The 18,788-nt window shown below is 43.9% G+C and carries 19 protein-coding genes, 1 other RNA gene and 1 pseudogene; 7 read left to right on the top strand and 14 right to left on the bottom strand.

Annotated features, from left to right (window positions below; genetic code table 11):
• Positions 1–18: 18 nt before the first annotated feature.
• A complete protein-coding gene (locus tag FTU90_RS05910; RefSeq protein ID WP_005096371.1) occupies positions 19–1,662 on the top strand; it encodes a hypothetical protein in 1,644 nt (547 codons plus the stop codon).
• Complete coding sequence (gene nudC, locus FTU90_RS05905; RefSeq protein ID WP_005096369.1) at positions 1,662–2,438, top strand: NAD(+) diphosphatase; 777 nt, start codon at positions 1,662–1,664, stop codon at positions 2,436–2,438. Before FTU90_RS05910 ends, nudC begins: the two co-directional genes overlap by 1 nt.
• Before the next feature lie 103 nt (positions 2,439–2,541).
• Here the strand turns inward: nudC and FTU90_RS05900 are convergent, their stop codons facing one another.
• The 4 genes from FTU90_RS05900 to FTU90_RS05885 all read right to left on the bottom strand — a co-directional run bounded on the left by FTU90_RS05900 (position 2,542) and on the right by FTU90_RS05885 (position 5,627).
• Positions 2,542–3,429, bottom strand: coding sequence for an alpha/beta hydrolase (locus tag FTU90_RS05900; RefSeq protein WP_100328783.1), 888 nt, complete (start codon positions 3,427–3,429; stop codon positions 2,542–2,544).
• Positions 3,419–4,105, bottom strand: coding sequence for a BON domain-containing protein (locus FTU90_RS05895; RefSeq protein WP_005096366.1), 687 nt, complete (start codon positions 4,103–4,105; stop codon positions 3,419–3,421). Before FTU90_RS05895 ends, FTU90_RS05900 begins: the two co-directional genes overlap by 11 nt.
• 133 nt (positions 4,106–4,238) lie before the next feature.
• Positions 4,239–4,652: a YraN family protein gene (locus FTU90_RS05890; protein WP_005096365.1), complete on the bottom strand. Its 414-nt coding sequence runs from the start codon at positions 4,650–4,652 to the stop codon at positions 4,239–4,241.
• Positions 4,653–4,667: 15 nt separating this feature from the next.
• Positions 4,668–5,627 (bottom strand): penicillin-binding protein activator, encoded by a 960-nt coding sequence (locus FTU90_RS05885; RefSeq protein ID WP_180072040.1) that lies wholly within the window; start codon positions 5,625–5,627, stop codon positions 4,668–4,670.
• A 10-nt stretch (positions 5,628–5,637) separates the two neighbouring features.
• Here FTU90_RS05885 and rsmI point away from each other — a divergent pair, with 10 nt between their 5' ends.
• On the top strand, positions 5,638–6,480 hold the full coding sequence (gene rsmI, locus FTU90_RS05880; RefSeq protein WP_100355256.1) for a 16S rRNA (cytidine(1402)-2'-O)-methyltransferase: 843 nt from the start codon (positions 5,638–5,640) through the stop codon (positions 6,478–6,480).
• Positions 6,481–6,568: 88 nt separating this feature from the next.
• Here the strand turns inward: rsmI and FTU90_RS05875 are convergent, their stop codons facing one another.
• From FTU90_RS05875 to FTU90_RS05845, 7 genes are all read right to left on the bottom strand, one after another.
• Positions 6,569–6,823 carry a hypothetical protein gene (locus FTU90_RS05875; protein ID WP_180072039.1) on the bottom strand — a complete coding sequence of 85 codons (255 nt, stop codon included), beginning with the start codon at positions 6,821–6,823 and terminating at the stop codon, positions 6,569–6,571.
• A gap of 175 nt (positions 6,824–6,998) precedes the next feature.
• Positions 6,999–8,246 (bottom strand): FAD-dependent monooxygenase, encoded by a 1,248-nt coding sequence (locus FTU90_RS05870; RefSeq protein WP_180072038.1) that lies wholly within the window; start codon positions 8,244–8,246, stop codon positions 6,999–7,001.
• On the bottom strand, positions 8,243–9,451 hold the full coding sequence (ubiH, locus tag FTU90_RS05865; protein WP_005096358.1) for a 2-octaprenyl-6-methoxyphenyl hydroxylase: 1,209 nt from the start codon (positions 9,449–9,451) through the stop codon (positions 8,243–8,245). The genes FTU90_RS05870 and ubiH overlap by 4 nt, the downstream gene beginning before the upstream one ends.
• Positions 9,452–9,568: 117 nt before the next feature.
• Positions 9,569–10,474 (bottom strand): aromatic amino acid DMT transporter YddG, encoded by a 906-nt coding sequence (gene yddG, locus FTU90_RS05860; RefSeq protein WP_074383056.1) that lies wholly within the window; start codon positions 10,472–10,474, stop codon positions 9,569–9,571.
• 478 nt (positions 10,475–10,952) lie between these two features.
• Positions 10,953–11,192: a DUF378 domain-containing protein gene (locus FTU90_RS05855; RefSeq protein ID WP_005096354.1), complete on the bottom strand. Its 240-nt coding sequence runs from the start codon at positions 11,190–11,192 to the stop codon at positions 10,953–10,955.
• Between the two features lie 292 nt (positions 11,193–11,484).
• Positions 11,485–12,819 (bottom strand): Xaa-Pro aminopeptidase, encoded by a 1,335-nt coding sequence (gene pepP / locus FTU90_RS05850; protein ID WP_005096353.1) that lies wholly within the window; start codon positions 12,817–12,819, stop codon positions 11,485–11,487.
• A 128-nt stretch (positions 12,820–12,947) separates the two neighbouring features.
• A complete protein-coding gene (locus FTU90_RS05845) occupies positions 12,948–13,580 on the bottom strand; it encodes a UPF0149 family protein (RefSeq protein ID WP_005096352.1) in 633 nt (210 codons plus the stop codon).
• A gap of 64 nt (positions 13,581–13,644) precedes the next feature.
• On the opposite strand from FTU90_RS05845, the gene FTU90_RS05840 reads away from it, so the two are divergent.
• The 3 genes from FTU90_RS05840 (at position 13,645) to ssrS (ending at position 14,764) form a co-directional block, all read left to right on the top strand.
• A complete protein-coding gene (locus FTU90_RS05840; protein ID WP_005096351.1) occupies positions 13,645–14,202 on the top strand; it encodes a hypothetical protein in 558 nt (185 codons plus the stop codon).
• The gene (locus FTU90_RS05835) at positions 14,199–14,486 is read left to right on the top strand and encodes a cell division protein ZapA (protein ID WP_004279505.1); all 288 of its coding nucleotides are present in this window, start codon (positions 14,199–14,201) and stop codon (positions 14,484–14,486) included. Before FTU90_RS05840 ends, FTU90_RS05835 begins: the two co-directional genes overlap by 4 nt.
• Positions 14,487–14,583: 97 nt before the next feature.
• Positions 14,584–14,764, top strand: a non-coding RNA gene (gene ssrS / locus FTU90_RS05830) — 6S RNA.
• A gap of 190 nt (positions 14,765–14,954) precedes the next feature.
• Here ssrS and FTU90_RS05825 read toward each other — a convergent pair.
• The 3 genes and pseudogenes from FTU90_RS05825 to FTU90_RS05815 all read right to left on the bottom strand — a co-directional run bounded on the left by FTU90_RS05825 (position 14,955) and on the right by FTU90_RS05815 (position 17,688).
• Entirely contained in the window at positions 14,955–15,116 is a 162-nt protein-coding gene (locus FTU90_RS05825) for a YqaE/Pmp3 family membrane protein (RefSeq protein WP_005096350.1), read from the bottom strand.
• Positions 15,117–15,424: 308 nt separating this feature from the next.
• Complete coding sequence (locus tag FTU90_RS05820) at positions 15,425–16,702, bottom strand: sorbosone dehydrogenase family protein (RefSeq protein WP_257222387.1); 1,278 nt, start codon at positions 16,700–16,702, stop codon at positions 15,425–15,427.
• A gap of 499 nt (positions 16,703–17,201) precedes the next feature.
• Positions 17,202–17,688: pseudogene (locus tag FTU90_RS05815) on the bottom strand (VOC family protein).
• Positions 17,689–18,104: 416 nt separating this feature from the next.
• Here FTU90_RS05815 and FTU90_RS05810 point away from each other — a divergent pair.
• The gene (locus FTU90_RS05810) at positions 18,105–18,686 is read left to right on the top strand and encodes a 5-formyltetrahydrofolate cyclo-ligase (RefSeq protein ID WP_180072036.1); all 582 of its coding nucleotides are present in this window, start codon (positions 18,105–18,107) and stop codon (positions 18,684–18,686) included.
• Positions 18,687–18,788 lie beyond the last annotated feature (102 nt).

The following is an 18,788-nucleotide window of genomic DNA, read 5'->3' as shown; positions in this document are numbered from 1 at the left end:
CAGGAAAGGTGCAGATCCATGTCTTACCAAACCTCTATACATTTTGATCCAACAGCCTTACTGATAATAAAAAATGAGGTTGATAACTCGATCAAGTTAGTCGAATCAGCAGTAAGCACCTTGGTAGAAGATCAGACTTTACCTTTTGGCATTGATGATGCATTAAATCAGTTCGAACAATGTGCCCAGGTTCTGGCACTCATCGACATGTCCAGCCTGGCAAAAGTCGCTCATTATTCAGCAGAACTGATGCGCAAGATTATGGGCAACCCGGCACAGGTCAATACGCAGGACGTCATTGCCCTGAGTGAAGGCACCACCATGCTGAAACGCTATATCGAATTTATCTGCCTGCGTGAAGTAAAAATTCCACAGTTCCTGCTCGACACCCTGAACCGTCTGGAAATTGCGCTGGGTAAACCGCTCACCAGTGAAGGTCAGCATATTGAATCCCTGCTCGATCTGATCACGCCTGACTTTCAGTTACCACAAGCACCCGGTCTGGAAAAATCCAAATATGTTCAGCGCCTGTACAAGCTGTCCCTGAACAAGCTGCTCAAGCAGGAAGAAAGTGAACTGGATCTGCAGGCGATTAAACTGGTGGGGGCTTATCTGGCTGGGCTCGCTCAATCGCACACCAGCAAACAGTACTGGAATCTGGTTTTCGTTGCATTCAGCAATATTGATCACTTGCTGATTAATGAGCCACGTCTGCGCACTCTGGTGAGTATCGAGCGCAACATGGCACAATATTTTGGCTCGCCGGACAGCTTCAAGGCTTCACTTGCAGACCTGGCCAATGTCCTGAGTCTGTGTATTAGCCAGGAAGATGATACTGCACAACATATCCGCAGTCAGCTCAATATTGGTGAAGACCTGCTGACCGATATGCAGTTACAGGTCTTTAGTCGCCACCTGTATGGTCCAGACTTTGAAACCATGCATACCATTAGCGAACTGGTGACCACAGAAATGGCGCAGATTCGTAATGACATCGAGTTTAACTATCAGAACATGAGTCCTGAAAAAACTCAGGAATTGCAGGCACAGCTCAATAATCTGGCCAACATCTTCAAGGTATTGAACCTGAATGAAGCCTATCATGACCTGAACCGTCAAGCTACTTCACTGAGCCAGACTGAAATCCTGAAAGATCCGGGTTTTGCCCAGCAGTTGATGAATGTGATTCTGTCTGCCATGAACTCGATTGGGGTACTGGAACGTCATCACACCTCGAGCCGTTTGCAGCTGCGTGTCAACAACATGAATATTTCTCTGGACCGCCTGGATGAAGCACATGCTGCTTTACTCACTGAAACCAAGGCCCTGATCGAGCTTTCCAGCCAGATTCTGAGCAACTATCTGCAAGATCAGGACTTGGCTGCACTCGAACCTGTGCCAGTACAATTCTGTGAAATTGGCGGGGCGATGCTGTTCCTGAATGCAGAACATGTTCGTACTGCATTCACCACCACTGCAGCATTCATCAAGAACCGTATTGATCTATCAATGGCATTAACGCCGGAAGAGATTCATCGTGCTCTGGATACGCTGGCGAGTGCTGACATGATGATTGATAACTTAAAGAACAAACAGCCTGTTTTACAGGCTATGTTTAAGGTAGCATTGGACAGTAGTGAAAAACTCAAAATAGTTGCCTAATGTCCAAATTATCACTTGCTTATATTTTTCAGCAGCAGCAACTGCTGGTCGATCAACATTTTCAGCTTCCACAGGTTGAAGCCCTCGCAAGTGATTTGTTACTCCACACGGGTGATCAAGTGATTGCCCGTGACCTGCTTCCCGATGAGCCGATTCCTGCAGGCTTGCAACTGGTACCCATCCGCCAGTTATTACAGTTCTGGAATACCCAGCAATTCGAACAGGCCAGCCGTGCGGTACAGCTTTTAGAATGGCGCCGGAATCACAAATTTTGTAGTCATTGCGGTACGGCCACCGAAGCACATCCGCTTGAACATGCGATGCTCTGTCCATCCTGCAATTATCGTCAGTATCCACGGGTTCAGCCTTGTGTCATTACTGTCATTACCCGGGGTGAAGACGAAATTTTGCTGGCCAAAAACGCGCGTAATACCAAAAGCCAGATGTATGGCCTGATTGCCGGTTTTGTTGAAGTTGGCGAAACGCTGGAAGAGGCAGTACGTCGTGAAACGCTGGAAGAAGTCGGTTTAGAGCTCAAGAATATTCAGTATCTGGCTAGCCAGCCCTGGCCGTTTCCAAGCAATCTGATGATTGCCTTCAAGGCTGAATATGCCGCGGGTGAAATCGAATTACAGCAAGAAGAAATTAGCGATGCGCGATTCTTTAAATTCGATCAGCTGCCTGAAATTCCGTTCAAGGGCAGTATTGCCCATGCCATGATTATGCATGTGACTCAAGGTACGGCTGTCGCAGACGATACCAAGACCTGGCTCTAGCTCTTATTGAGCTCAAGTTTGGCTGAACCAATAAAAAAAGAATCCAAGGGAGATAATCTCCTGGATTCTTTTTTATGCCTTACTACTGGGTTAAATCCCGCTATCAGTCTCGAGATCTAAATGCATCCTCGAGTGCCCAAAGCACCTGCGCTTTGGTCTGGAAATAGCGACTGAACAAACTAGATAATGAACCTACGATTGTAATATGGCCAAGTTTCGGAATATGAATCAAATGGCTATGATTGCCCTTTTCTCGCAATACCCGATCTAGATCCTGACTATTAAAATGGCCAACGATGTTGTCCTTTTCGGCAATAAACAGATAATGTCGGGTTGGGCTATTTTTAACAAAATAATAAGGCATGACCTGCTGATATGGCACCGTCTGATCAAAAGCATCAGCACAAATCGGATCATTTTTATAATCAAAATGATAAGGCCCCGCCAGACCAATAATCGCACGGATTAGACTGTGGTCAATGCTGGCAGATTGCGGATGATACAGTGCAGACATGACATTGAATGCCCCAGCCGAATGTCCCATCAAAACCAGGTTTTCAGCACAGATATCTAACCGGCCGGCAGACTGCTGCAAGTGGTTCAATAATAAATGCAGATCATGAATATAGGCTGGGAAAATATGTTGTGGTGCCAGATGATAATTCATCACCACCACATCATAGCCTTCTTTGGCAAAGGCCTCACCAATGAACTGATAATCCTTTTTATCCCCATGCAACCACGCGCCGCCATGTACAAAAACAATCAGGGGGCGATGGGGCAAAGGCTGCTGGCTACGGAACAGATCAAAGCGTTGCCGTGATTTTAGACCATAAGCCAGCTGAGTTTCGATCGTGTAACCCTGTTTAGGCGTTAAACGATTCAACGCATAACTGCCAAAATCATAGAGTCTAAATGCTTTATAGCGTTGCTGGACTTCCAGAATCTGATTCGACAATTGGTTTTTAAAATGACCGACCTTATGGAGCATCGGTTGGTTCAACCGTATCAGGATCTATCGCAACCGGCGTCTGTTCGATACCGGGCTGTGCATAAGCAGGTGCTGCAAAGTTCTGACTGCTCAGATTTGAAGACTGTTCAACATTATCAATCAGGGTCACAATTTTGGTGACATTGCCCACTTGCTGCAATACCTGATTCAGGTCAGCAATTTCTGCGCTGTTCAAACGTCCCATCACATACAGCACGCCATCTTCAGTATGCACATGTACTTTACTGTCCGCAACCACAGTGGCTTTCATGATCAGGCCACGGGTATTAGCTGTGACCGCAGTATCCTGCATGATGGTGCTATAGCTGATCTGGTTGCCTACAGTAATAAAATTATGTACCGCTTTGACATCGCTCATGGATTTGACATTGTCTTCTGCCAGCTGCTTGAGATGTGCATCGGGCACCTGACCGGTCAGCAAGACATTGCCATGAAAACTTTCAATATTGACCCGGGCCTGTTTGAAGCGCGAATCTAGTTTATAAAGATTAATTTTTGCAGTACGGACAATCGAGGAATCAATAAACACCTGCCCCAAGGTACGCGCCCCACTCTCAGTTCCTACAGGAGCCGTACCTGTGCCGCTAGAAATAAAACTGGCACAACCTGATAAACTTGCGACACACAGCATTGTTATTGCAATACGCTTAACCACTCAGCAAGACTCCTTCATTTTATTACGTCTTTTTCAATCTAATAATCTGTCTTTAAGCTCAGATCATGGCAACTCTGCTTGAACTTTACAATGATCTTGAGGCAAATATAAGCATCTTTAGACCTTATTTTATTCACAGATTAATAAACTCTTGATCAAAAGTAAAAGCATTTTCAATCCATTCCAGATCATAAGGGTATTGCGAAAAGTCATGCTGTAGGGTTTTTGCAAATTGCTGTTTAAAATCAAAACAAATCACGTCAAAACGATAGTAATAGTGTGCAAATTGTGGATTTTTCTGAATAAAGCACATTGCCGTCTTAAGCATCTTGCCCTGTTTTGCTTTCGACACCGACTCGATCGCTTGCGCATATCCGGTGTGTGCACGAGCTTTGACTTCAACAAAGATCAGCTCCTGTTCACGTACCAGAATCAGATCCAGTTCACCATAACGGCTGTGATAATTGGCTGTAAGCAACTGAAATCCCTGCTGCTGCATCAGTTGGGCGGCTTGCTGTTCTGCCCATGTACCTAATTGCTGTCGCATTATTCTCTTTCCCTGTTAGAGCAGCTTTACACCTGTGCCACTGTACTGAAAACATTGCGGAGTACGCTGGACACCGTGTTCAGTGATCTGAATCCGGCCGGTTCTGCCCTGAAATTCAATCGTTTGCAGCCGCGGCTGAGATAAATACTGCTGGGTGATGTGCCAGGCATCGCCGCCAAAAGCAATCAGGCGCTGATAAGACAGATTAACCGGTTCCTTGGCATAAGCTTGCAGCACATCCGGCCAATCCGCTAAGTAAAGCACTGGAACATCACAAAACTTGATCCCTTGTGGCAGCTTGTGCTGTTCGCTCATGGCATTGGCTACGGTATACATCCGTGAACGATTTAATTCAGGCATGACAGCCATCCATTCTGCATTGCCCAGAAACAATAATCCCTGCTTGGGCATTAAAAATCGTGGTGGTTTATCTACGATTTTAAATTTCAGATCACTCTGGCTCAGCAAGGACATCAACAACAGTTCATGCTCCGCTTCACTGCCCGGCTGGCGTAAAATCAGCAGTTGCCGAATCCCGTCTTTGAATAAAAGTGCTTTTAAGGCAGCGGCATCATCTTTCTTGGATAGACTGAACTGCCAGACATTGGGAGAGACATCAGCCACTTCATTCAGGCTGAGGGTACGTACTTTGGGTTTGCTGTTCAGCAGTTGTTCCACGTCGCTACGTGCTAACGGCCCCACCACCATTCTGGTCTTTTTATTGACATGCTGTTTGAGTAACTGGGAGATGTTTTTCTGATTGGCATTGACCCATTTCAGCGGAATCTTGTGTCCTGAAGCGGTATAGGCACTGAGAAAACCCTGTTTGATACTCGATGCAGCTCGCGCCAAAGGCCCGGATTCGGGTAGAATGATCAACACTTCTGCTTGAACGCTGCTGATGCAGCTGACTAAACACAAGCCTAATATTTTATTGTTAATCTTCCATTTTTTATTATTCAATTTATTCCACATGGAGAAACCTATGAGTGCTCAGTTATTTGTTGTTGCGACTCCAATCGGGCACTTAGATGATATTAGTTATCGTGCAATTCAGGTGTTGAAGTCGGTGAGTCTGATTGCTGCTGAGGATACACGAACTTCGGCACAGTTGCTTAAACACTTTAATATTCAAACACCTTTGACTGCATGTCATGAACATAATGAAAGCAACAAAATTGAGCAGCTGATCCAGCGTCTACTGAACGGCGAAGATATGGCCCTGATCAGTGATGCTGGCACGCCCCTGATTAGCGATCCTGGTTTTAAATTTGTTCGGGCTGCTCAAGCGCATAATATCCGTGTTATTCCTGTGCCCGGTGCTTGTGCTGCGATTGCGGCCTTAAGTGCGGTCGGCTTGCCAAGTGACCGTTTCAGTTTTGAAGGCTTTCTGCCATCCAGACAAAGTCAGCGCCTGCTGAATCTGGAAAAACTCAAAGATGAAACCCAGACCCTGATTTTCTATGAAGCACCGCACCGGATTCTGGAATGCGTTAAAGATATGGCGAGCATATTTGGAGCAGACCGTCCTGTTGGCTTCGCGCGTGAAATTACCAAGACTTTTGAAACCATCAAGAAAATGACTTTAGGTGAACTGGTCGAATTCATTGCTAATGATCATAATCAGCAAAAAGGTGAAATTGTTCTGGTGATTGGCGGAGCAACCGAAGAAAAAGATCTGGATCAGGAAAAGCTGGATAAATTATTGAATCGCTTATTACAGGATCTGTCAGTCAAAGCAGCTTCACAACTGGCAGCAGATTTAAGCGGTATCAAAAAGAAAGTGGCTTATCAACGTGCTTTAGAACTGACATCAGCCAACGATTAATATTCTAGCTATCTATCACTTTTATTTTTGCAAAAAAAACACCACAACTGATGTGGTGTTTTTTTATAAAGCCAAGTCAAGGAATGACTTATTCTTTAGCTGCTGACTCATCTGCCGGTACTTCAACGATACGGCCGCCACTTGCGAGAAAAGCCGCAATTTCGTCTTCAAGTGCCTGACGCTTCTTTAACTTTGCAGTCACGGTCAAAGTTTCAGCTTCTGCAAGATCGGTATCATTGACGACCTCTGTACTCTCTGTTGCGCCTTTTTCAGCTGCTTTTGCTTCATCATCGTCAACGATTGAATCTTCAACGTCGTCATCATAATCATTCATGTCTGTCATTTGCATCTCCCCCAAAATGAGCGCTCGCTTTGTATTTAAAGCCAGGTGTCGAATTAAGTGAAATTTAGCAATCTATGTGGCATTCGCCTAGTACCAAATATTAAAAAATCGTATTTTTTTTAAACAAAATCGTTACTCTTTATGGATGTTTGTTTAAAAAATTTACATTTCAACGTTAAGCTGCATAGCGTGTGTCTTTAAGTAAACTCAGACCATTGGCCTGTGCCATAAATACATCTTTTAACATTGGCTGATTTTCTACCTGTTTCAGACCGAAATTACGTACCCAAACCATCGGGAAAAATGAAGTCGTTTCCATCCAGCCAATCGCAGACATGCTGTGCATCATGGCATCGTTTTGTCCTTTACGGCGGTGCTCATAACGCTTCAGGCTTTGCTCATGTGCCCAAACACCACGTGACTGATCATGCAGCAATACATCACAGAGCACGGCAGCATCCAGACAGCCAATATTCACCCCTTGACCTGCCAGCGGATGAATCACATGGGCAGCATCACCAATCAAAGCCAGACCATCTTGAACATAGTGTTGGGCGGCACGTGCTTTTAATGGAAAAGTCGCACGTGGTGTCGCTTGTACGACCTCACCGAGCATATGATGACTTTCACGGGTCAATAGCTGTGTAAAGTCAGCATCTGACAACCCTGCATATTCTTCAGCATAATCATCCGGCAAAGTCCAGACGATGGATTGCCAATGTCCCTGCTCTTCTTTTTTTAAGCTGGCCATCGGTAAAAAAGCCAGAGGGCCAGTTTCCAGAAAAATCTGGCGCGCCATATGCTGATGGGGCTGTACAGTTTGAATCGCACAGCTGATCCCGGCCTGTTTATAGTCCAGTACATCAATATCGATGAAAGCTTGCTCACGGACAAAGGAGTTGGCACCATCTGCACCAATCACCAGCTTGGTTTTAAGCTGTGTGCCATCGGCCAGATGAATGATCCAGACACCGACTCCACGTTCTACCCGGCTGACTTTAACTTCGGTACGGTAATCCTGTACAGCGTCAAGCATCTTTTGCTGAATAGCCAGATTCAGGATACTCGGTTCCACCATCGAACCTAAGGCTTGTTCTACTGAGGGTGTTTTTTCTGAAGGCTGGCCGAAATTAATGTCACCATAGCCATTTTTATTCCAGACCTGCATACCGGTATAAGGCTGCTGACGTGCCAGTTTTTCCCATACACCGACTATTTTTAATAGGTGAATGGTTGCCTGACTCAGCGCCAAAACACGTGGATTCGCCACACCTAATGCCTTATCTGCATCTAAAATTGGGGCAGCGTCTAAAACTGTAGGCTGCACACCACCTTGCGCCAGCAGAAGTGCAGTCAGTCCACCGACCAGTCCACCGCCAATAATGACCACATCCAAGATTTCGTTATTTTGATTTAAGCTCATGCTTTTAATCCCATGGCATAATTTGCAACCAAAGGTTTAATGCCTGGAATATTTTCAAAGCAGATTAAGCCTGTGTTACGCATCAGTTTGAGGAATGGATTCTGGTTACTAAAACCGCGTACCACTGAATCACAGAATTTAATGACCCGCTGCTGATCTTTCAGGCGTGATTTTTCGTAGTCCTGTAGCATGGCTGCATTGCCTAAATCAGCACCCTGCTCAAGCTGCTCTGCCAAATAGCGATTAAGCACATAAGCATCGCGCATACACAGGTTAAAGCCCTGTCCGGCGACAGGATGGATGGTATGGGCAGCATTGCCCATCAATACCACACGGCCAACGGCCTGTTTTTCTGCCAGGACTTGAGAGAGTGGGAAGCTAAAACGGCGACCGGTTTTCTGGAATTTTCCGGCACGATCACCATAAGTGTCCTGCAAGGCATCAAGAAAATGCTGATCATTTTCATCGCCCAACCATTCACCTTCTGTGCCTTTTTTTACCGGCCAGACAACGGAACGGCGATATTCACCCGGCAATGGCAATAACGCCAAAGGGCCTAAATGACTGAAACGCTCAAAACCGACATGACCATGGGGCTTCGAGGTTTGTACTGTGGTCACAATCGCGACCTGATTATAATCGTGTTCTGAAGTACCAATGCCCAATGCTTTACGGCAGAAAGAATCACGACCGTCTGCGGCAATGACCAGTTTAGATTGTAAAGTCAGCTCAGATTCACCACGCTGCGCCTGAATATAAGCACAATCGGCATCTTGGGTCAGCGATGTGACTTGTACACCATCAATCAGTTCAATCAGCGGCTGTTGTTTCACTTGGGTCAGCAGCACACGGCCGAGCCAGGCATTTTCAATCACCTGACCGAAACTTTCGACTTTTTCCTGTTCTGCTTTTAGGCATGCCTTACCAAAGCTGCCTTGTTCGGTAATATTGACTTCCAGAATTGGTGTGGCATGTTGCTGTAGTGCATCCCAAAGGCCGAGTTCCTGATAGATCTGTACACTACGGCGCGACAAGGCACTGTTACGCGCATCAAAACTGGAATGATACGGGGCAAGATGTTCATCATCATAATCTGGATATTTGATGGCTTCCAAAAGTTTGACTGCAATATTGGTTTTCGCCAACATCAGTGCGAGGCTTAAGCCCACCATACCACCACCGACAATGATGACTTCTTGTTGCATGCTGTAATCCTTTCAATGTCGTATCTAAGTCAATAGATACTTATAATCATGATGGATTTTATATTAGCTCAAAAAAATTCTTTTTTATAATGAAATAGCGTGTCTCGCCTCTGATGTTTATTGTTTCCGGGTGGCCAACCAGCACAGAATTGCTCCAGCCGTAACCATTGCCACACCCTGCCAAAAACCAAAAGACAAAGACGTACTCAGCAATAATGCTGCAAATAAAGCAGATAACACCGGAGTAAAATAGGAAGCACCCGCCATTAATGTCATGTTTCCAGAAATAATTCCAATATTCCAGGCACCATATCCCAAACCTAAAGCTCCGGCTGCCATAATCAAAGTGACGGTATTATCATAAGTAAAATTAAGCGCTGCTCCATTCATCAGGAAATATTTGATCCAGAGCACAACCGCAGCAAGGGCAAAGAATATCGTGACCAAGTTTTTACCTTGAGAAGTTTTTACGGTCACGGAACAATATGCAGCCCACAAAACCGCTGCAGCAAAAGCTAAACCATAACTAAGAGGATTAGCTTTCAAATTGCTCCATATTTGTAAGAGATCAAAGCCGGTATCTCCGCCTAAAACCCAACAAATTCCAACCAAGGCCAATAGGCAACCAGGAAGAATTAAGAGATTGGCTTTAACGTTGTTAAAAATGATTGCAAATAATAAGGTAAAAGTCGGCCATAGATAATTAATCATCCCTACTTCAATGGCTTGCCGACTATTTTGAGCATAACCAATAGAAAGGGCAAAACATAATTCATAAGCAACAAATAAAAGACTTCCCCACCATAAATAAGGCTTTGGAATAGTAGAAAGCTTGGGTAGACCGATGGTAAAAAATAAAATAATGGATGCCACACTGTAAATCAGGGCAGCACCTGCGACCGCTCCAAAACTCTCACTGACACTACGAATTAAGCCAACATTCGTACTCCAGAAGATGACCGCAGAAAGACCAATTAAAGTCGCGACATTTCGATTAAATACCGGTAGAGCGTTTAAGAGCATGGGCTATTTACTCAGAATCAAAGATATTCAGATATATGCTTTTGTAGTTTTAAAGATTAATTTTTCGACTCATTCAGATCATGCAATGAATCAGAATGATAGTAAATAATGCAGACTTAAATTTTAGATAAGAACTGTAACTTTCAGCTAAATTTATAGTTTTGTATGACTAAAATTGGCACAACATTTATTTTTTTAAATCGTCGCTTAGCTTTTAAGGAGAACTAAGATCTACAGCTTGGAGGTAAAAAAATCATTTGTTTATGGACGTTTTTTCCTCATAACTCCGCTATTTTATGGCTATCCAAACACCCAAAATGCCGTCTCTGTCAGCCAGTCATCTAGCTCAAATCACCATAATAAAAACGGAGCCTCAGCTCCGTTTTATTGATAACTATTCCATCCACTCAAGCCGAATTTTAATTATTTAAAATCAACCTTGTAGGGATGTAAGTCATATAGATTAATCGTTGGCGTATTAACGCACCACTCGGCTATGCGGCTCAGTGTGATGCACTGTTTTTCCTAATTTCGTACCGGTATAGATCAGGTACAATGCCGACAAACCAACCAGTACATAAACAATTCGAGAAAGCGCAGTCATATCACCAAAGATTGCAGCAACCAAATTAAAGTCGAATGCACCAATTAAACCCCAATTGATGCCACCAATAATTGTTAAAGCGTAAGCAATCCAGTCAATCGTATTTAGTCTAATAAGTCTTCTCCTGCTGTTCTTTAAGTTTATTTAAGGATCAGAGAAAGTATGAGAAGCAAAGCGCATTTAATATGTAGCTTTGATGCTAAAAACCGATTTTCTGTGTTGAATTCCTGTCAATTTTTAAGCTGCAAATTTTAACTGGGTGAGTTTTATTTGACTTGTTCGTGATAAATGTAATTGAAATCTTTTTTACTATCGTTGCGCAATCTCTCAAAAGATCTGGCTTCAAATCTATTAGAGCAGTCATAAAAAAAGCCGATCTAAGGATCGGCTTTTCATGTCTCTAAAATTAAGCAGCCTGTGCTTTCGCCATTAATGCTTCAATGTCTTCTACCGTTTTCACGACTTTCGCGGTTAACACCAACGGGCCATTTGCAGTGGCCACGACATCATCTTCAATCCGGATGCCAATGCCACGCCATTTTGCATCCACAGTTTCATCATCAGGTGCAATATATACACCCGGCTCAACGGTGACCACCATGCCTTCTTCATACGGACGCCATTCACCATCGACCTTATACGCGCCAACATCATGCACATCCATACCAAGCCAGTGACCCGTGCCATGCATGTAGAACTGGCGGAAAGCTTCTTTTTCTATAATGTCGTCGATATCACCTTGCATCAAGCCAAGATCAAGCAGACCTTGCACCAGGATGCGCACAGCAACATTGTGCGGTTCTTTATAGGAGTTGCCAATTTGCACGGCATTGATCGCAGCGATTTGGGCATCCAGTACCACGTTATACAAGGCTTTCTGTTCCGGACTGAATTTACCATTCACTGGAAAGGTACGGGTAATATCTGAAGCATAAAGCTGATATTCAGCCGCGGCATCAATCAACACCAAATCACCATCTTTCAGCGCTTTATCATTTTCTACGTAGTGCAGGATGCAGGCATTTTCACCGCCACCGACAATACTGTTATAGGCCGGAACACCGCCATTCTTGCCGAAAATATAATTCAGCTCGGCTTCGAGTGCATATTCCATCATGCCCGGACGTACTGCTCGCATCGCTTGAGTATGTGCATCTGCCGAAATATCTGAAGCAATTTGCATCAGTTCAATTTCATTGTCATCTTTATGCAGACGCATTTCGTCAATAATACGATCCAGTTGAATCACTTGAGCAGGTGCAGACGTACCACGCCGGCTTTCACCACTTGCAGTCGCAATCCATTTCGCTACACGTGCATCAAAATCCGCGTTGTGGCCAATGCGATAAAATAACTGGTCTTTATTTTGTAATTTTTCCAGAATTCCTTCATCTAGCAGATCAATCGGATAGGCTTCATCTGCATCATAATCCTGCATCGCCCCATCAATCCCTGCACGATAGCCATTCCAGATTTCCATTTCCCGGTTACGTTCCCGGCAGAATAAACTATAGCTATAGCCTTCTTCTTCAGTGTCAAAGGTTTCAATCACAGCCACAGCTTCAGGTTCTGAAAATCCAGTTAAATAGAAGAAACTACTGTCTGCACGGTATTTATAATCTGCATCACGGTTACGCATCGCCACCGGACTGGTCGCGATAATCGCAATACTGCGTAAACCAATTTCCCCTGCGAGAATACTGCGACGTTCCTGAAAATCAGCTTGTGTTAATTTCTTCATTACACCTTACTTCTTGTCAATTCATGCTTTTATTGAAATATTCTCTTGAAAACAGAACATATATTCTAATGAAACAGCAAAATATATGCCTGATTTCAAGCAGTGTGATGACATAGCTAACTATTTAGTTAGCTTGGACGTTTAGGCGAGAAAATTTCGACCACGCTTTGCGCCTCTGTAGCAGAAACCTGAGGCTGCACTTTTTGTGTCAATTGCTGCAAGAGTGGCGTTTCCTCAACCTCTACTTTTTTACGTCCCAAAGACAGGCTCACTGGAATCAGGCGCACAAATTCATACAATTCCTGATAGCTTTCTTCACCTTCGGCATCATCGTCTGAGTCTTCAAATTCAACCGCTGCAACATCTTGTAAATGTTCAATCAGTTCTACTTCGTCCTGACGAATATGACCAGAAGCCAGACCAAAACCTAACACCACGCCTGCGCACCAGTCCGCCAATGCCTGCACACGTTCTGAGAGCACATGCTCATCATCTGGAAGCAAAGGTAAATAATCCAGTTCATCTTCAGACAATGCATGGAAAACATCTTCAGCTTCGCCAGTCAACAGTTCTAATGCTTCGGCATCCAGTTCAGGCACATCCAGTGTTTCTAAAATCTGTAACCATTCTTCACTGCTCGGTGCCTGGGTGACACAAACAATCCCGGTCAGCAAACCATGCAGTTCACTCGGGCTAGAAATTTCCTCAATTGAAGAAAAATTGCGGTGCCATTCGGTCCAACCTGAAATATCGTCTTGCATTCGTTTATCCAATCTCTATACTGCTTATATATTACCTCTGTTTGCAACACTGTGCGACCTCGATATGTTAGAAGAATTACAGCGTCTACAAGTGCAGATTGGCGTGTTAAAAACGCGACTCGCACGGCTTGAAAGTGAGAATTCCAGTTTGCGCGAAGAGCAAGACTCTTCCATGGTGCAACATCAACAGCAAATTGAACAAAAGAACAGCGTGATTGCGCAAAAACAACAAGAAAATGAACACCTGACCGAACAGCTGACAGATTCTCGTGCCCAGTTTCAACTGCTCAATAATGATGCAACTGCACTGGCAGACCGTTATGGCCGTCTGGAAAAAAGCTGTACCGATCTGAAAAACCGTTTTCAGGAAATTCTGGCTGAACGAAATGAACTGCGGGTTTTGAAGGAAAAGATGCTAATCGAACAGCGTCAAGCCCAACAGGAAATTCAGCGCCTCAATCAGGAATCTGAGCGTTTAACCCAGAAAAATGAAAATGCCAAAGCCAAAGTTGAGGCGATTATTCAACGTCTGGCAATTCTCGGCACTGCGCAGGATCATCATGCACAAGAAATCCAACAACTGGCCCATCCGACTGAAGTAACTGAGGAAGCCTCATCATGAGTGAACAAATTGCAATTGATCTCAGAGTATTGGGGCATAGTTTCCGTTTGGCCTCTACTCCTGACAAGCAGGAAGAATTAGAGCGCGCGGCACAGTTATTGAATGATAAATACGATGAATTTCGTCGTAAAGCACCACGCATGGAACCCAGCAAGCTGATTATCATGGTGGCACTTGAGCTGATGCAGGAAGTCTTGAACATGAACAGATCACTTCAACAATATGCGCATTGCGAGCGTTTGTTACAAACCATTTTAGAAGAAGTTGAGGAACTAACAGAATAATCTCATATTCTGTTTAAACTTCAGCCATTTGGCTGAACTGTTTACAGTTCATGAACAGCATAGAGTTGCCACACCGACATTATCGTTTATAATTAACTTATCTCTGAGGTGTTCGCCAGCGGGTCTATATCCCTGCCGATACTTATATCTCCGGATGCGTTCTGCATATTTAGAGTGTATGCCTGCCTTCGTGCAGGAAACCCAGCAAGTATGCGTCGCGTCCACCTTGAACTCATCGGGTTCAGGGTAACGACATGCAGCGGCATCTTCGGAGTACTTTAGTTTTTTGCTTAAAATATACTTATAATTCTCTTAAAATCCTTTCTAAATTTTCTCTCAGCTCTATATTTCAGTATTTATCTCGGTCATTTTTCAAAGTTCATTTTATTCATGCCATTATCTGGTAGGCCTATAAAATGCTTAACAAGAAAATCGCTTTAACTTTCTTTTTAAATACACATTGAATTTTCAAGTTATTTGATCTCGATCTAAAATAAACATGGCCCAGATTGCGGCAGGAATCCAGCCTAAAATTGAAATCTGCAGCATGAGACATATTGTTGCTTCAACCGGTTTGTGAATGGTCATAAATAAGGACCAGGGGAAAATAAAGGCAATCATCAACTTCATTTTAAATACCCTCTTGTGTTCGTGTTTGCAATTTTAATATCCAGTTTTTACTGGACTCTGTGTTCGCTCTTTTTAGTGTTATCAAAAAAAATATGCATGCTGTATCATTCTAAAAAACATCTCAAAAGCCTAATTCAGTTAGCTTAAATGCAGCTTAAAAATTATTTTAAATCAGCTTGGCGAACTTATATTTTCAGTTATCGTCTTGACGTTTTTATGAAAAAGACCTTGCTTTCACTCGCGCTGCCCAGCAGCTTTCACTCGACTGAAACCCCTCATCTTTGGGCTGTTTAGGTGAAAACTGATTGCTACTTGGCAGCCGTATTCAAGGGTGATACCCGCCAAATCACGTCACCGACATCATCAGCCACTAAAATAGCGCCTGCAGAATCTACGGTTACACCAACAGGGCGCCCAAATGCTTTGCCCTGCTCGCTTAAAAATCCGGTTAAGACATCTTGAGGCTGACCGAAAGGCTGGCCATTTTGAAAGGGAACAAAAATCACTTTATAGCCACTATGCGGTTTGCGGTTCCATGAGCCATGCTGGCCAATTAGTGCACCATTTCGATAATGAGGCATTAGATCTGCTGTATAAAAACTTAAGCCCAATGATGCTGTATGATTACCCAAAGCATAGTCTGGTGGAATTGCCCGTGCCACCCGTGCAGGGTTTTGCGGCTTGACCCGTGTATCTACATGTTGGCCATAATAACTATAGGGCCAGCCATAAAAAGCACCGTCTTTAACCGAGGTGAGATAATCTGGAACCAGATCATTGCCGAGCTCATCACGCTCATTGACTACCGTCCAGAGTTTGCCACTCTGTGGTTGCCAGTCCATACCATTCGGATTACGAAGTCCGGTCGCAAAAGGTCGTGCTTGAGCATTAGCCAGGTCAAATTCCATGATCAGTGCCCGGCCTTCTTCTTGATCCAAGCCATTTTCAGCTACGTTACTGTTGGAACCTACCGTAATATAGAGTTTGCTGCCCGTAGGATCGGCAATGACATTTTTGGTCCAGTGATGGTTTAAACGACCCGCCGGTAAATCCAGTACTTTGGTGCCGGTTGCAGTAATTTGAGTAGCACCTGCTTGATAAGGAAAGCGCATCAGGGCATCAGTATTGGCCACATACAACATATTGCCGACCAGTACCATGCCAAATGGAGAGTTGAGATTCTGTAAAAATACAGTTTTTTGTTCAGCGACTCCATCACCATTATTGTCACGAAGCAGACTAATGCGGTTAGCACTCGGATGCGATGAGCCGGCTCGCTGCATTACCCATTTCATGATTTTGCCTTTAATTCCTTTGCTATCATCAGGCTTAGGTGGTGCATCGGTTTCGGCCACCAGCACATCACCATTTGGCAATACATAGATCCAGCGCGGATGCTGCAACCCTTTGGCAAATGCCTGAACTTTTAAACCTGTAGCGGGAGTGGGCATTTTACCCTCAGGCCAACCTTTGGCAGGTGCAATATTGACTGTAGGCAGCAAGCTGGATTTTGGTTTGGGTAACTGTGGCTGGGAACCATAACTGTCAGCAATTGGCGACTTGGATGGCATAGTACAAGCCGTCATCGCCAGCAGAAGTGCCAAGCCTGCACCAGGCAAAAAAAAGTGAACCGGCTGAATAGGCATTTTTATCTCTTGTTATTTTTTATCGTCATCGACTTACTTTAAAAAACAATTGGAGATGCTACTAGCGGCTTGATGTTTTTTCTGGTTATGAATTGGTTATCAATTTTGAAGTAGATTTGTTTTTTTGTCGTAGCAGCATGATGCACAAGAGCTAAAAGAATTCTGATCAGCCATTCGATTCAGGGATTGTTGTAGTTCATCCAAGCAAAGCTCTGTTTTAAGGTTTCAGATACTGTTCAAAAGAAAAGCCCATCTTTTGATGAGCTTCTACGTGCAAATCAGACCTGAATGATCCTAAACCTAGAGAATCTATGAATAAGAGAGTCGGATATTCGTCTGAAATACTTCAAAAAACAATTAAGGGAAGTCCTCCAAACAGCTGGGTAAGATTGTGCTACACAGCCAGATCCACTGGAATGAAAGATAAGATCCGTGGCTCTCAACCACGAAATGCCGCTTCAATCGCGGAGATGTCAATTTTCTTCATGGTCATCATTGCATCAAAGGCGCGTTTGGCGGCGGCACGGTCAGAACTGGTCACTGCCTGAATAAGCACAATTGGCGTAATCTGCCAGGAAATGCCCCACTTGTCTTTACACCAGCCACACTCGCTTTCCTGACCGCCATTGCCAACAATTGCATTCCAGTATCGGTCGGTTTCTTCCTGATCTTCAGTTGCCACCTGAAATGAGAATGCTTCGTTATGCTGGAATGCCGGGCCACCATTTAGTCCAATGCAGCTAATACCCAGCACCCTAAAATTAACGGTGATGACATCGCCTTCTTTTTCCAGAAGGATAGTCTCCGGGTGCAAGGTTGATCGCGCCAATTGAGGAGTCAGGAAATGTCTCGGCATAAAATCGTGCAGCAGCTTCAGCGTCATTATCATACCAGAGGCAGATGGTGTTCTTCGCAATATTCATCATGTTCAATCTCCATTGATTTAGGTCTTACGCGCTCTGCCTAGGCACAATGTGTTAGATCTATTGGGTTAATCAGAGATCTGATCCCTTATCTATAATTCACTCAAAAACACAAAAAATCGATTTTAGATTTGTACCTTTATTAATCAAAATCTGTTTCATGATCATCAAAATGATGACTTAAAAACGCATGCTTCACAGAAAATAAAAAAATTATGACATTTTAAGCAGCCAATAATTCAATGCCTTTAATTGACCAATTTTAATCAAGTTTTTAGAGATGAGATTCATTATGAAATTTGCTGAACTTAACCAAGTTGCTACCTCGTCATATGAGAATCAAGATCACAATTATTTTTTACTTTTCCCGAATTCCCACTTAGACTAGAGCACACTTTTGTCAGATCTGCTTTTGCCCTATGACCATTCAAGAATTAAGAAGATACCTGCGTAAAACACGTCGTCATCTTTCTAAATTTGAGCAAAGGCAAGCTTCACAAAAAGTTTTAAATCGCCTTATACGTAGCCCGCAATTTATTCATGCCAAGCACATCGGCATTTATCTGCATGCTTTTGGTGAGATTCATACCCACACCATTATTGAACGCTGCTTTAAACTGGGCAAACAGGTCTATCTGCCTGCGATTTGCGACATGAATCAACAGCTGGTCTGGATCCGAATCAGCCAGCATCAATATCGCAACAAGCGCTTTGCCTATCATCGGCTGGGAATGCGGGAGCCCATGACGACACGTGGTACTCATGTTTCTAAGCTGGATTTATTGATCATGCCGCTGCTGGCCTGTGATCATTCAGGGACACGAATCGGGATGGGTGGCGGTTTTTATGATCGAACTCTAGCTTCAGCCCCTAGGCATCCATTCCGTCTGGGACTGGCGCATGACTTTCAATTGCTTAGCCAGCCCTTAAAACGGGAAAAATGGGATCAACCCTTGGATGCTCTTATTACCCCGACAGTTTTTTTAGCTTTCAAACGCTAATTTTTCAATTTCCCTGTTGTGAACTACTTTAAAATCACATAATTAGTCATTTTTCATACAATTTAATCTTAACGCCCCTTGTATTTTTTAAATTACCCATCA

The sequence above is a fragment of the Acinetobacter sp. YH12200 genome (genome assembly GCF_013418175.1).
Classification (GTDB): domain Bacteria; phylum Pseudomonadota; class Gammaproteobacteria; order Pseudomonadales; family Moraxellaceae; genus Acinetobacter; species Acinetobacter pseudolwoffii.
This window is presented reverse-complemented; position numbering and strand designations above follow the sequence as displayed.